Raw genomic sequence first — 14,425 nt, 5'->3', positions numbered from 1 at the left:
AGGAAGACTACTATTTTTAGCATTTCTAAAACCTATAATAAATGGAGTCGGGTTTGACTTTAAGGAAGTACAAGTAAGTCAAGAAAAAAGGTTAGATGTAGTTATAACATATAATAAAGAAAAATATATAATAGAGCTAAAAATATGGCGTGGGGAAAAATACCATGAAGAGGGCATAAAGTAATTAGTTGATTATTTAGATATACATGGATTAGACAAAGGCTATATGGTTGTGTATAATTTCAATAAAAGCAAAGAATATAAAAAAGAAAATATAACAGTAGATGGAAAAGAGATATTTATTGTATATGTATAGTAGTAAAAACTTTAGGGGTTAATCTTATTGATAAACCTCTATTTTTTTATACAGAATTTACTTTGCCATTAAGTGGATATAGCTTCTGCTATATCATGTGTAACCATTATAGTAGTCTTATTCTCATTCTTTATTATCTGAGCTATATCATTACAAACCAAAAGTCTAGTTTGATAATCAAGTGCTGAAAAAGGTTCGTCTAAGAGAAGTATATCTGGATTAACAGCTAGTGTTCTAATTAAGGCAACTCTTTGTCTCATACCACCTGAAAGCTCTTTTGGATAGTTGTTTCTGAATTCCCAAATTCCGTAAAGTTTAAGTAGTCTTTCGACCTTTTTTAAAGCTTCGTTATTTAATTTTTTTTGTATTTCTAATCCTATTTTTATATTGTCAATTATAGTTCGCCATTCGAGTAGATGATCTCTTTGAAACATATATCCTATCTTACCATTCATGATGACTTCTCCTTTGGTAGGAGTTATAAGGCTTGACAATATATTCATAATTGTAGATTTACCACAACCAGATGGACCAACTAGTGCTAGAATTTCACCCTCTTCCAAAGTTAAATTAATATCTTTTAAAACTTCAAGTTCTCCTTCTAAAGTATAGTAATTCATAGAAAGATTGTTTATTTGAACAATAGGTTTCACGTATTCACCCCCAAGATGAAAAATCACTTAGTATAATTTATAGTATTAAAATAAGAGAAATTTTGTACCTATTCAGGATATACATTGATTAAAAATCAGAACTAATAGATTTTATTCAAAGTCTTTCGTTTTTGTATATCAACAAAGGATTTTCGTGTTTTATGTCTAATTTACTATCTAGGAAAATAATTCAATATACAGGAAAAAATGCAAATAATATACTTTGTATGTCAAAGAAAGGAACAAGCACATGAAAAGTCTAAAGAAAAAAATAATGATACCTGTATTTTTATTATCTATAATAGGGACTTTAATATTATCTTTTGTCCTATATAATAAATCAAAACATATAATGATTAATTATGTTGAAATGTTAGCTCAAAATAAAACTGAAAAGCTAGTAATTCATGTTGAAGATAACCTAGAAAAATGGAAGTCAACAGCTAATATGCTTTCTTCAATGGATATATCAAAAAATAGGGACTATGAAGGATTTAAAGAATATATTTATAATAATAAAGAATTAAATTCTAAAAAATACGAACTTTTTTTTATTGCTGATACAAAAGGTAATTATTTATCTACTGATGGGGTCGAATGTAATATTACAGATAGAGATTATTTCCATGAAGTTATGAATAGTGGAAATACAACTATTTCAAAACCTATAATATCAAAATCTACTGGAACCTATATTATTGTTGTTGCCTCACCTATTAAAGATGATAATGGAAACATTATGGGTTTGGTTGGGGTAGATGTAAATTTATCTGTTATTACAGATATGATTAATGATGAAAAACTAGGAACTAGTGGTTATGCATATATGATTAACAAAGATGGTTTATTAATGACTCATCCAAACAAGAATTTAATCTATAAATGTAATATATTAAATGATAAAAATAAATCTGTAATTGACTTGGGTAAAAAAATGATAAATGGGGAAGTCGGAATAAAATATTATGAACATGATGGTATCAAAAAAATAGTTTCTTATATGCCTATAAAATCGACAGGATGGTCTATCGGAATGAGTGCTAATTACAATGAGCAGACTAAGAGTATATTAATATTAAGAAATCATATGTTATTAATGGCAATTATTATTATCGTGTTAATTCTAATATTATTAAATTATCTTACTGATACCTTAGTTAAACCAATTAATAAGCTAAAAAAACATATGGAAATAGCTACTAGAGGCGATTTAACGGTTCAGTGTGATATAAATAGTAAAGATGAAATAGGTATACTTGCAACAAGTTTTAATACATTGATAAAAGAAAATAAAAGATTATTAGAAGAAACAATTGAATATGATAGGCTAAAGATTGAATTTTTCTCTAATATATCTCATGAGTTAAAAACACCACTAAATATAATTTTTTCTACAACACAATTATTATCTTTATATATTAAAAATGATAATGAAGATTTTGAAGCTACAAAAATTAATAACCACATAAATATAATGAAGCAAAATTGTTATAGACTATTAAGATTAATTAATAACTTAATTGATATTACTAAAATAGATTCTGGATTTGAAGAATTGAATTTACAAAATGAAAATATTGTAGAAGTTGTTGAAAATATAACTTTATCTACTGCTGAATATGTAAAAAGTAAGTCAAGAACAATTATATTTGATACAAATGTAGAAGAAAAAATTATAGCTTTTGACCCATATAAAATGGAGAGAATTATTCTAAATCTTATTTCTAATTCTATTAAATTTACAAAACCTAATGATAAAATAGAAGTTAAAATTTATGTTGGAGTAGAGAATGTTATAATTTCTGTAAAAGATACGGGGATAGGTATTCAAAAAGAAAAACAAAAAATGATTTTTGAAAGATTTAGGCAAGTCGATCATCTGTTACGTAGAAGCCATGAGGGAAGTGGAATAGGTTTATCTCTTATCAAATCTTTAATTGAAATGCATGATGGTAAAATTTCTGTTAAAAGTGAATATGGAAAGGGAACAGAGTTTATTATTGAATTACCTATTAAAATTATTCCTGAAGAAGAGAATATTCATATAGTAGATGATTTTCCCAAACAAACTAATGTAGAAAAAATTCATATTGAGTTTTCAGATATATATGAATAATAGTTTACAAATTTTCATTTTACTTTAGTACGTTCTTTTCTTCCTTTTTCAGTGGCCTCAATATATGCCCTAGATTGTTTATCTAGGGTAGTGTACTTAAAAAGCTATTCTAAAATTATACTTCCGCAATTAAGAATTTCAGCAGTTGTTCTTCCTAGCGTACTATTAAAAACTTTTCAAGAATATAAGAGGTGGAATGATTTAAATACATCTATACTTTCACAAGGTGCTCTAGAAATTTATATAAAAAGTGGTATGTTTAATTCACATGTAAAAAAGCTTAGAAAAGTATATTATGAAAGAATGAGTTATCTTGATAAACTAAAAAAACGCGAGTAAGAGAAGTATAATCTTGCTCGCGTTTTTTAATATAAGGTATTTTTAGTGATTTGTTATAAATTCATCTTCATCGCTATAAATAACTTCTTTTTTACCAATTAACGGAAGTATTGAACCGGTAATTTTACCAGTAACAAAAGCAACTATAACTGTAGTTATAATTCCTCCTAATTGAATAGCTGTATTTCCAGTAACAAAGATTGCACTAAGACCACCTAAGATACCTGGCATTCCATGTAAGTTGTTGATTCCACAGCTGTCTGTACCTTTGATTAGTTTTTCTGTTTTTGGAGCAAGTATGCTGTATCCAATTGTACTAAGTGCTCCTGCGGCAATTCCTATTAACATTGAATAACCTGGGGTAGTAGTATCGCATAATGAACCAATGGCTACACCACCAGCTAAAGCAGCATTTGCAATATCTTCAATTTCTATTTTACCACGAATAATTCTTGAAAAAATATAAGTTGATAAAGTTGCACCACAAAGTGCAAAGACTGTGTTAATTACAGTAAGAACAACTCGTTCAGGTGCAACAATTGCACTTGTAAATGATGGCCAAAATATCCAAAGAATCATACTTCCTAAAAGGCAGAATTGATTGCTTATAGAATCACTTTCGCAAGTGGGTTCATTTTTAAATTTATAGATTGTATTGCTGACTACGCCTAGTCCGAAATATGCACCGAATGCATGTATAACTACTGAACCACCTGTGTCAAGAAATCCGTGAAAATAACCACTTTCAAGAATTAACCACTCATTAAATATATATGCAGGTATAAATAGTAAGCCCATTAATAAATATTGATCCATTTTGAGGCGACCGAGTGGAGCACCAATAGCGATTAAAAGACTAGCAGCAGCGAATTCAGCAAATAAGAAAGTTTTAATATCGATAGTTGACATTGCAAAATGTTCACCACCAAAACTTTTAATTAACATATACAAGGGGATTGCAATACTAACAGCCAAAAATGTAGCTGTAATAGAACTGAAACCGTGTTTTCTTATAAAAACCATTAAAAATCCAAAACCAACTAATAACATTGCAAGAATATGGATAGATTGTCCATAGTTTAATATATTGAGGATTGTTCCATATTCTGTTGAAGAATTATATGTATGACTACTGCTAGCATTAACATTAGCTATACCAGTTGCAACATTGTTATTTAATGCAGGAATAAAAGCAAGACCGATAGAAATTATAGCAATTAAAAAAAATATAAGTATACCTTTACTTGGTGCTACTTTAGATGAAACATCGTGTTTTTTTATTTTAAGTTCTTGTGGCATACGTTTTCCTCCTCCTGGCGTTTAAGCAAATATTTTTATCTATATCGTCAATTCTCATTATATTTACCATTAGAAAACTATAAATTACACCTCCTGATGATTTTGTTTAACTGCGTGCTATAATATTAACAAAAATATGCGATATAAAAATACAGAAATACTATTTTTCTCGTATGCTTTTATAATAACACTATTCATATAGAAATAAAATGAAAAATTTACAATAATAGGTATAAAACTAAAGAAAGGATGAAGAAATGTAACTAATATTCCAGTTTTATTTTATTTTTTGTATATTGACGTTGAATCGACATAATGATAAGATAAAAATATATTAAAAATTAAAAAGATCACATGACTGGCGGATTGCGTAGAATTAACTACGAGGGAGTGTGGTTTTGAATTAAATAAGCCGACCGCCTGGGCACTACTATGTCCAGGCGGTCTTTTTTGTTTACCTCTGGGCAAGTAACTAATGTCAAGGAGGTATTTTTTATGTTAAGAAAAGAATGGAAAGAGTTTAATGAAGGAATTTGGACTAAAAAAATTAATGTAAGAGATTTTATTCAAAAAAATTACAATCCTTATGATGGTGATGAAACATTTTTAATTGAAGCTACAGATAGAACTAAAAAATTATGGGATAAGGTTTCAAATTTAATAAAACAAGAGATTGAAAAAGGTGGAACTCTTGATGTTGATACTAAAACTGTTTCGACTGTAAATTCTCATAAAGCAGGATATATAGATAAAGATTTAGAAATGATTGTTGGACTTCAAACGGATGCTCCACTTAAAAGAGCTGTAATGCCTTTTGGTGGAATAAGAATGGTTGAAAATTCATGTAAAGCTTATGGATATGAACTAGATCCTTCTATCAAAGAAGTTTTCACTAAATATAGAAAAACTCATAACGACGGAGTATTCGATGCTTATACTCCAGAAATGAAAGCAGCTAGAAGTGCAGGTATAATAACTGGTCTTCCAGATGCTTACGGCAGAGGTAGAATAATAGGGGACTACAGAAGAGTAGCTCTTTATGGTATAGATAGATTAATAGAAGATAAAGAAAATCAAAAACAATCTTTAAATATTATGTCAATGGATGAAGATACTATAAGATTAAGAGAAGAAATATCTGAGCAAATAAAAGCTTTAAAAGAAATGATTAAAATGGCTAAAGAATATAATTTTGATATAAGCAGACCTGCTCAAAATGCTAAAGAAGCTGTGCAATGGACATACTTTGGTTACCTTGCAGCAGTTAAAGATCAAAACGGAGCTGCAATGAGTCTAGGTAGAGTATCTACTTTTTTAGATGTTTATTTTGAAAGAGATATTAAAAATAGAGTTTTAACTGAAAAAGAAGCTCAAGAAATAATAGATCACTTTATTATGAAGCTTAGAATGGTTAGGTTCTTAAGAACTCCTGAATATAATGAACTATTCTCTGGAGATCCAACTTGGGTAACAGAAGTAATCGGTGGTATGGGAATTGATGGAAGGACACTTGTCACTAAAAATTCATTTAGAATGTTAAATACTTTATATACTTTAGGCGCTGGTCCAGAGCCAAACTTAACTGTACTTTGGTCTAAAAATCTTCCACAAAACTTCAAAAAATTCTGCGCTAAGGTTTCTATAGATACAAGCTCTATCCAATATGAAAATGATGATTTAATGAGACCTTATTGGGGAGATGATTACGGAATAGCTTGTTGTGTTTCTGCAATGAAAATAGGTGAACAAATGCAGTTCTTTGGAGCTAGATGTAACCTTGCTAAGGCACTTTTATATAGTATAAATGGTGGCAAAGATGAGAAAAAAGGAATTCAAGTTGGGCCTAAATTTGCTCCTATAACTTCTGAATATCTTGAGTACGATGAAGTTATGGAAAAATTCGATATGTTTTTAGATTGGCTTGCTAATTTATATATAAATACATTAAATATAATTCACTATATGCATGATAAGTATTCATATGAAAAAGCTCAAATGGCTTTACATGATAGAGATGTATTTAGAACTATGGCGTGTGGTATAGCGGGACTTTCTGTATGTGCTGACTCTTTATCAGCTATAAAATATGCAAAAGTTAAGGTTATAAGAGATAAAAATGATATGGCTGTTGATTTTGAAATTGAAGGTGAATTTCCTAAATTTGGAAATAACGATGATACAGTTGATTTAATAGCTAATGATTTAGTAGAAAGATTCATGAACAAGATAAGAAAAAATAAGACTTATAGGAATTCTTTACCTACTCAATCAATATTAACTATAACTTCAAACGTAGTTTATGGTAAGAAAACGGGAAGTACTCCAGATGGAAGAAAAGCTGGACAACCATTTGCACCAGGTGCAAATCCAATGCATGGAAGAGATACAAAAGGATGCTTAGCTTCTATATCTTCGGTTGCTAAACTTCCATATGAGCATTCTCAAGATGGTATTTCTTACACATTTACTGTTGTTCCTAAAGCAATAGGAAAAACGGAGGAAGAGAGAATAAATAACTTATCATATTTACTTGATGGATATTTCATTCAATCAGGACATCACATAAATATTAACGTATTTGATAAAGAAACACTACTTGATGCTATGGATCATCCAGAAAAGTATCCTCAGCTTACAATCCGTGTATCTGGTTATGCAGTTAACTTTATAAAATTAACTAGAGAACAGCAATTAGACGTTATAAACAGAACTTTCCATGAGAATATGTAATTTAAATATAGCCGAGAGAAAAAACATTCTCTCGGCTATAAAATTTAAATAAAAAATAAATTTAGTAGAATAAGTGAATATGCTTAATCAGATATTAAAATAATATAAAAAGGATTGTTGATTAATGGATAAATTATATACAAAAATTAGCATTGATGATTTACAGTATTTGTTTTCTATTTCAAGTATTTAACTAAAGTATATACGTAAAAGTATGCTAATGTTATAATAAAAAATAACTTGAAATAGTAATTGATATTTAAGTTTGAGGAGGAGTACATAATGAAAAAAACTAAAAAAATTCGATCTTTAGTATTAGCGGGAGTAGTTGTATTGGGATTAATTGGAACGTCATATGCAGCAATGCCAGAAATGGGACAAAATACAGATAAAAAAATAGTAGCTGCTGTAGAAAGATTATCAACTTTGGGAATAGTAAATGGTATGGATGATGGGAAATACCATGAAGAAATGAAAGTTACAAGAGAGCAATTTGCTAAAATATTAGTTGAAGCTTTAGGACTTGGAAATACAGCAGCTAATGGAACTACTAACTTTAATGATGTTGAATCATCAAGATGGTCTTCAGGATACATAAACGTAGCTGTAGGACAGGGACTAATCAAAGGATATCCAGATGGAACTTTCAAACCAGAAACAGAAGTATCTTATGCAGAAGCTATAACAATGTTAGTTAGAGCATTAGGATACAAAGATGAGTTATTAAAAGGAAGTTGGCCAGAAAACTACGTAGCAAAAGCTGCTGACGTAAAGATAACTGCTGATGTTAAGTTTGCAAGTGCAACAGGAAAAGCTGATAGAGGAGCTGTAGCTTTATTAGTAGACAACACTTTAAATGCTAAATTAGTTAAATAATCTATAAAGAACAAGATGAGAAAATATTATATAACATAACTAAGAATGCTAGCATCGAAATGATAGTAGAAAGCGAAAAAAAGTTAGAGTTATAAAGCGAAACTTAATTCAGATGGAGTTTTTACTCCAACTGAATTTTTAGTTTAGCTTTCGGATAAAAATGAAATAATTATATAAATTATTAAAACCGAGGATTAATCCATCGGTTTTTTTGACTTGATACTAAAATATATAATAATATGAAAAATATGTTATAATAAATGGAAATCATCCATGAATAATATTACAAATAATTTAGGTGTAATAAATAGTCAAATAGTTTTTAATCTAACAAAGTAAATTAAGATAGGGTATAATTATTGGACATAATGATAGGGGAGAGATGAACTATGAAAAAATGTATAAATACAATTGCTACGTTATTATTTGGATTTGATGTTGTTCATAAATCTATTTTAGATGATTATAGATTAGTATTACAGAGCGTGTATTTGAAGAAATAACATATATTATAAAATAAGATTTTACTTAGAAAGGAAATTAACTAATGTATTATTTTTCAATTATACTAGTTATAACTACTAGTGTCTTATATCACATGTGTTGCAAATATATAAATGAAAGTGTAAATCCAGCAGTGTCTATGATAGGAACTTATTCGGTTGCACTTATAGCATCTATATTATCCATATTTATTTTTCAAAACAAAGATATTATGTTAGAATTTAAAAAATTAAATTGGGCTAGTTATACACTAGGGATTGCAATATTTGGGGTAGAGATAGGCTTTTTACTGGCTTATAGAAATGGATGGAGTATAAATGTAGCACCTTTATTTGTAAATATTATAACAGCTATTATACTGATATTTATAGGAATATGTTTTTTTAAAACTAGATTATCAATGATTAATGTATTAGGCATATGTATAAGTGTGTTGGGTCTTATTCTTATGAATAAAAAGTGATTTTAAAACAATACACTTAATATGATTGAGTAAAAAATGAAGCTTATTGAATTCAATAAGCTTCATTTTTTATAATGAGAAGGAAATTATCGCAACCAATCTGGATTTCCAGGAACAAATGGTCTTTTTCCGTATTTTTTTCTAAATTCCCCTAGTATTTCTCCTATTAATTTTTCATTATTTTCAAATGTATCTATGTTTTGGATGGATTCCAATTCTTGGCTAAAAGGACAGCTTGCTATACACATACCGCAGTCGGTTCCTACATATCTCCATTTTACGTAGCAGGTTTCTTGGTTTATAATCCAGTTTAATTTATTATCACTAATTTTTTCAGTATCATTAGATAGAGATTGAGATGGACATGTAAAGGCGCAGTTTTTGCATAACTTGCAAAAGTATTCAAGTCCAAATGATATAGGTTCGTCTATTTCAAGTTCTAAGTCTGTGCTTACGACTCCAAGTCTTACTCTAGATCCATATTCTTTTGTTGTTAGTATTGTATTTCTTCCTATTTCACCAAGGCCTGCATCTTTGGCAACTAAAGCGGGCATTAATAAATAGTTTGAATCCATATGATTACGAGCGTCGTATCCTAAATTTCTTATATAATAGCTCAGTATCATACCTACTATAGCTGTATCAACATAACACTTTGATGTTTCTATAACTTCAGATATCATAGGTCCTCTGTTTATCATATCTTTTTCCATTTCGCATGCAAATACTATTGCGTATTTATGCTTGCAATTTATTTTTTCACCATAGTTTTCTTCGTGTCTTCCTCTGTGAGTATAGAAATGATAATCTTGAAGTTTCGTTATTCCAACCAAATCTGCACCGTATTTTTTAGCAAGCCCTTTTATTCTTTTTGTTATTACTTTTTTACTACATACAATTTTTTCTGGGTTTATATTACCTTCACATAAGTGAATTATATCTCCTAAAAATTGAAATGAAGCTTCTGGAATAGCACTATTGAGCTCGTTATAAGTCATACTTCCTTCTTCACAGAGGTTAGGTCTACTTCGTATACTATCATCAATAGATTTTTTATCTGGATTTTTTGTGTAATAATCGTCATAAGCATATGACCCTTTTTGATAATTTGCTCTTGCAAACATTGTATCTCTTTCATCAACTCTTTTCATAAAAGTTGTCCCCCTTTTTGAAAGAATAAAGTTAAGTAACTTAAGTATACTATATAATTACATATTATTACTAATAATCTATGGTACAAGGTCAGTATATGTAATATAATCAAAATACAGAAAATTCAAACTAAGGGGGCTTTAATGTGATTAAAACAATAAAGGTTAAATTAGATGTTATAGAGAGTATGATTTATTTTTGGCAGGCTACAAGTGAAAAAGAGAAGGTTGGGGAAATTTATATAAATGATATATCACAGTATGATGATATGAATCTTATATACGATAGTGAATTTGATGATAAATCGGTTAGAACGGTTTTAAGTGCTATATCAAATAGAGAACTTTTAAATAGCGAAAGTAAAAAATCTAGAAAGTTTTGGAACAATAATATGTGGATGATGGAGGATTTAGAGTATACTAATATGATGGTAACTCCTGTTAAGGTTCTAAACTTAGATTCTATAGTAGATGAGTTAAATGAAAATAATAATTCTGATTATGAAGAACTTGAGGTTGTATTTGTACCTTGGAATCATGAGGTATGTAAGATAGAGGGTAACAAGCTTATAGTAAATTTCTTCAGAGTAAAGCCTGATTTATTTGATGAAACTAAAGTTACAATAGAAGATATGGATATAAAGGAGTTTATAAAGGATAAGCTTATAGAAATAGTAAAATAGGGGCTACATTTATAGTCCCCTTTAGTATTAAGTAGAAATTATATAATTATCAAATTATAGATAACTTGATAAAAGAGCTACAGTATCAACTATTTTGAGCAACGGAGCCCGTAGGACTCGTTGGAGACATGAGCCATGCGATAGCATGAAGCTAATTTTAGTTTTTAATGTAGTTTATCATATTGTTATATGAGCTTGAGGCGTCTTTGTATCCAAGCTCGTATAAATTGTTTATATTTTTATGATTCTTATCGAGTGTGTTTAATTTTATAGGTTGGCTTGGGGATATAACAAAAGCTGTATCATTCTTTTGTTGTTCGTTAACATACTTTAATGAATCGTTGTATATATCGTAGCAAGTATCTATAGCTTGTATTAAAGTATTGTTGTCTGTATAAACCTTTTTAGCAAGTCTTTTGATATATCTAGGTTTTTTAGTTGATTCTTCACTTGTAAGAACTACTATATTTTTACTGTTTCCATCATTTTGAGATTTTTTTATAGGTATTGGATCGGAAAGACCTCCATCTAAAAGCTGCATGTTACAATATTCTACAATAGGACTGACAAAAGGTAAGCTACAAGAAGCTCTTATAGCTTTTAATAAATCATCACAATTGTGCCTATCTATATATACAGATTCACCATTTATACAATTAGTAGCAGTTATAATTAATTTTTCTGGAGCTTTATTAAAAGAATCAAAATCAAAAAGTTCCAGTTTGTTTGGAATTTCATCGAATATAAAATCCATTCCAAGAACTGCTTTATTCTGTCTAAACAAATTTCTTAAATTTATATATCTTTTATCGTTTAAATACTTAGTATAAAGTATTTTTCCGAATCCGTGTTGATTAGATATATAAGCAGAACCATTACAAGCTCCAGAAGATACACCTATAGTATAGGGAAATCTTAAATTTTTTTCTATAAAATAATCTATAACACCTGAGGTATAAACACCTCTCATTCCTCCTCCTGGCAGTATTAAACCGATATTTTCCATAACGTCACCTTCTTTTGTTAATATATCATATACATATTATTTACTTTTTGATAAAAAATATAATGAATTTAAAAATGGATATTTAGTTCTATTGAATAAAAAACATATGTTTGCTAATATTTAACTAAAGAAATAGTTTATGCATTATTGAGGAGGATAATTTATGATTTGGGTATTGAAAAAATTCGAAGAATTGAAGATAGAAGAGTTATATAAGATTTTACAAGTTAGAAGTGAAGTTTTTGTCTTGGAACAACAATGTCTTTACCAAGATTGCGATGGAAAAGATGAAAAGTCATATCATTTGTTTCTAGAAGACAATGGAGAAATATTGAGTTATTTAAGAATAATACTCAGAGGAATATCTTATGATGAGGTATCTATAGGAAGAGTTTTAGTAGCGAAAGATAGAAGAAAAAAAGGTTTAGCTAGAGAAATGATGTTAATAGCCATTAATTTTATAGAGAGAAAATTAAATGAACAATCTATAAGAATATCTGCACAGATGTATTTAGTAGATTTTTACAAGAGTTTTGGATTTAAAGAAGTATCTGATGTTTATTTGGAAGATGGAATTGAACATGTAGAGATGCTTTATAGTAAGGAATTATAGTCCCGCTGTTAGACAGCGGGTTTTTAGTTTATAAAAAAATTATATTATTTTATAATTTCCTTTTATATATTTGTAATCTATTAAAGCTATAGGTTGGTGGGGAATTGTGAAGAGTTCTATCCCTTCTTGATCCTCATCAGGTCTAAAGTATTTCTTACCGAATTTTTCTATGACCCATCCTTTAATACCTGGAGGTATTTGAAAAATATTACCTTTTTCTGAAATAGTATCAAGAGAAGGCATAGGAGTATTATAGCCGTTAAGTATAATATTAGGGTAACATCTCTTTATTATCTCTACTCTGTAGAGCTTCTTTTTTTCGAATAATCCCATATTATTTCCTTCTTTCTTATATATTAAAGTTAAATATCTATCATGTTAAATATAACAAAAATACAATTAAATGTAAACTAAATCGAGTAAAATATAAAACTATTTTGATTGTTAAAATATAACATATTAAATATAGTTGACATCGTAATGATAATGAGTTATTATCATTATGAAAAAGAAAACGATAATTAATATCGATTAAAAATAATTATCTTTCTAAATAACATAAACTGAGGAGGAAACAAGACATGAAAAAGAAATTATTATTAAGTTTTTTAACTGTTGCATTTTCAATAGTATTACTTGTAGGTTGTACTACTAAACAAGAGAGTACAGGGGGTAATGAAGAAAAAGTAGTTAATGTATATACATCTAGACATTATGATGCTGATAAAGAACTTTATAAATTATTTACAGAAGAGACAGGTATAAAGGTAAATGTAGTTGAAGGAAAAGATGATGAATTAATTGAAAGACTTGATAGAGAAGGCAAAGATACAGAAGCGGATGTACTTATAGTAGCAGATGCTGGAAGATTACATAGAGCTAAATCACAAGATTTATTACAGTCTATAGAAAGTGAAGTTTTAAATAATAATATCCCAGAAAATTTAAGAGATAAAGATAATGCGTGGTATGGATTAACTAAAAGAGGAAGAGTTATAGTATATTCTAAAGATAGAGTTAACCCATCGGAATTATCTACTTATGAAGATTTAACTAATCCTAAATGGGAGGGAAAGATATTAGTAAGATCATCATCAAACACTTATAATCAATCTTTACTTGCATCTTTCATTGAAATAAATGGAGAAGATAAAGCTAAAGAATGGGCAAAGGGCTTAGTTGATAATATGTCTAGAGAGCCAAAGGGAAATGATAGAGATCAAGCTAAAGCAGTTGTAGCTGGTGAAGGTGATATAGCTATAATGAATACTTATTACTTAGGTAAATTACTGAATTCATCAGATCCAGAGGAAGTAAAAGTAGGAGAGCAAGTTAGTGTGTTCTTCCCAAATCAAGATACTACTGGTACTCATATAAATGTAAGTGGGGCTGGAGTTACTAAAGATGCTAATAATAAAGAAAATGCAGTTGAATTTATAGAATTTTTATCACAAGAAAAAGCTCAAAGTGTATTTGCTAAAGCAAACTACGAATATCCTGTGAATCCTAATGTAGAGCCTTCAGAATTATTAAAATCATGGGGTGAGTTTAAAGCACAAGATATAAGTTTGAATAAATTAGGAGAGAACAATAAAAGATCAGTAGAGATATTTAATGAAATTGGTTGGAAGTAATTAATATAAAACCCCATATTGTTTTTTACAATATGGGGTTTT

At 28.7% G+C, this 14,425-nt stretch carries 13 protein-coding genes and 1 riboswitch; of the genes, 8 read left to right on the top strand and 5 right to left on the bottom strand.

All coding sequences use genetic code 11. The features are described 5' to 3' along the window. Positions 1-384 precede the first annotated feature (384 nt). Positions 385-969 carry an ABC transporter ATP-binding protein gene (locus tag WJW32_RS11475; protein ID WP_340258425.1) on the bottom strand — a complete coding sequence of 195 codons (585 nt, stop codon included), beginning with the start codon at positions 967-969 and terminating at the stop codon, positions 385-387. A 250-nt stretch (positions 970-1,219) separates the two neighbouring features. On the opposite strand from WJW32_RS11475, the gene WJW32_RS11470 reads away from it, so the two are divergent. Together WJW32_RS11470 and WJW32_RS11465 are read left to right on the top strand one after the other, a co-directional pair. Beyond that, entirely contained in the window at positions 1,220-3,085 is a 1,866-nt protein-coding gene (locus tag WJW32_RS11470; protein ID WP_340258423.1) for an ATP-binding response regulator, read from the top strand. A gap of 90 nt (positions 3,086-3,175) precedes the next feature. Next, entirely contained in the window at positions 3,176-3,424 is a 249-nt protein-coding gene (locus WJW32_RS11465; RefSeq protein ID WP_340258422.1) for a hypothetical protein, read from the top strand. A 42-nt stretch (positions 3,425-3,466) separates the two neighbouring features. On the opposite strand, the gene WJW32_RS11460 is transcribed toward WJW32_RS11465, so the two are convergent. Further along, positions 3,467-4,723, bottom strand: coding sequence for a hypothetical protein (locus tag WJW32_RS11460; RefSeq protein ID WP_340258420.1), 1,257 nt, complete (start codon positions 4,721-4,723; stop codon positions 3,467-3,469). 344 nt (positions 4,724-5,067) lie between these two features. Continuing rightward, positions 5,068-5,156: riboswitch (ZMP/ZTP riboswitch) on the top strand. 62 nt (positions 5,157-5,218) lie between these two features. On the opposite strand from WJW32_RS11460, the gene pflB reads away from it, so the two are divergent. The 3 genes from pflB to WJW32_RS11445 all read left to right on the top strand — a co-directional run bounded on the left by pflB (position 5,219) and on the right by WJW32_RS11445 (position 9,296). Beyond that, a complete protein-coding gene (gene pflB, locus WJW32_RS11455; RefSeq protein ID WP_340258419.1) occupies positions 5,219-7,453 on the top strand; it encodes a formate C-acetyltransferase in 2,235 nt (744 codons plus the stop codon). Between the two features lie 282 nt (positions 7,454-7,735). Further along, complete coding sequence (locus WJW32_RS11450) at positions 7,736-8,329, top strand: S-layer homology domain-containing protein (protein WP_340258417.1); 594 nt, start codon at positions 7,736-7,738, stop codon at positions 8,327-8,329. A gap of 547 nt (positions 8,330-8,876) precedes the next feature. After that, complete coding sequence (locus WJW32_RS11445) at positions 8,877-9,296, top strand: EamA family transporter (RefSeq protein ID WP_340258415.1); 420 nt, start codon at positions 8,877-8,879, stop codon at positions 9,294-9,296. An 86-nt stretch (positions 9,297-9,382) separates the two neighbouring features. Here WJW32_RS11445 and WJW32_RS11440 read toward each other — a convergent pair whose 3' ends face one another. Then, positions 9,383-10,447, bottom strand: a complete 1,065-nt coding sequence (locus WJW32_RS11440) for a reductive dehalogenase domain-containing protein (RefSeq protein ID WP_340258413.1) — start codon at positions 10,445-10,447, stop codon at positions 9,383-9,385. Between the two features lie 146 nt (positions 10,448-10,593). On the opposite strand from WJW32_RS11440, the gene WJW32_RS11435 reads away from it, so the two are divergent. Further along, positions 10,594-11,130 carry a TDE2712 family protein gene (locus WJW32_RS11435; protein ID WP_340258411.1) on the top strand — a complete coding sequence of 179 codons (537 nt, stop codon included), beginning with the start codon at positions 10,594-10,596 and terminating at the stop codon, positions 11,128-11,130. Positions 11,131-11,287: 157 nt separating this feature from the next. Here the strand turns inward: WJW32_RS11435 and WJW32_RS11430 are convergent, their stop codons facing one another. After that, complete coding sequence (locus WJW32_RS11430) at positions 11,288-12,136, bottom strand: patatin-like phospholipase family protein (RefSeq protein ID WP_340258409.1); 849 nt, start codon at positions 12,134-12,136, stop codon at positions 11,288-11,290. Positions 12,137-12,299: 163 nt separating this feature from the next. Between WJW32_RS11430 and WJW32_RS11425 the strand changes: the two genes are divergently transcribed. Continuing rightward, complete coding sequence (locus tag WJW32_RS11425) at positions 12,300-12,749, top strand: GNAT family N-acetyltransferase (protein ID WP_340258407.1); 450 nt, start codon at positions 12,300-12,302, stop codon at positions 12,747-12,749. Positions 12,750-12,788: 39 nt separating this feature from the next. Here WJW32_RS11425 and WJW32_RS11420 read toward each other — a convergent pair whose 3' ends face one another. Beyond that, positions 12,789-13,082 (bottom strand): hypothetical protein, encoded by a 294-nt coding sequence (locus WJW32_RS11420; RefSeq protein ID WP_340258405.1) that lies wholly within the window; start codon positions 13,080-13,082, stop codon positions 12,789-12,791. A 248-nt stretch (positions 13,083-13,330) separates the two neighbouring features. Here WJW32_RS11420 and WJW32_RS11415 point away from each other — a divergent pair, with 248 nt between their 5' ends. Then, positions 13,331-14,383: a Fe(3+) ABC transporter substrate-binding protein gene (locus WJW32_RS11415; protein WP_340258403.1), complete on the top strand. Its 1,053-nt coding sequence runs from the start codon at positions 13,331-13,333 to the stop codon at positions 14,381-14,383. Positions 14,384-14,425: the final 42 nt, after the last annotated feature.

Origin of the sequence: Tepidibacter sp. Z1-5 (assembly GCF_037844525.1) — a bacterium.
Classification (GTDB): Bacteria; Bacillota; Clostridia; order Peptostreptococcales; family Peptostreptococcaceae; genus Tepidibacter_A.
Note: the sequence above shows the minus strand (reverse complement) of the source record. Positions and strands in the feature narration are given on the sequence as shown.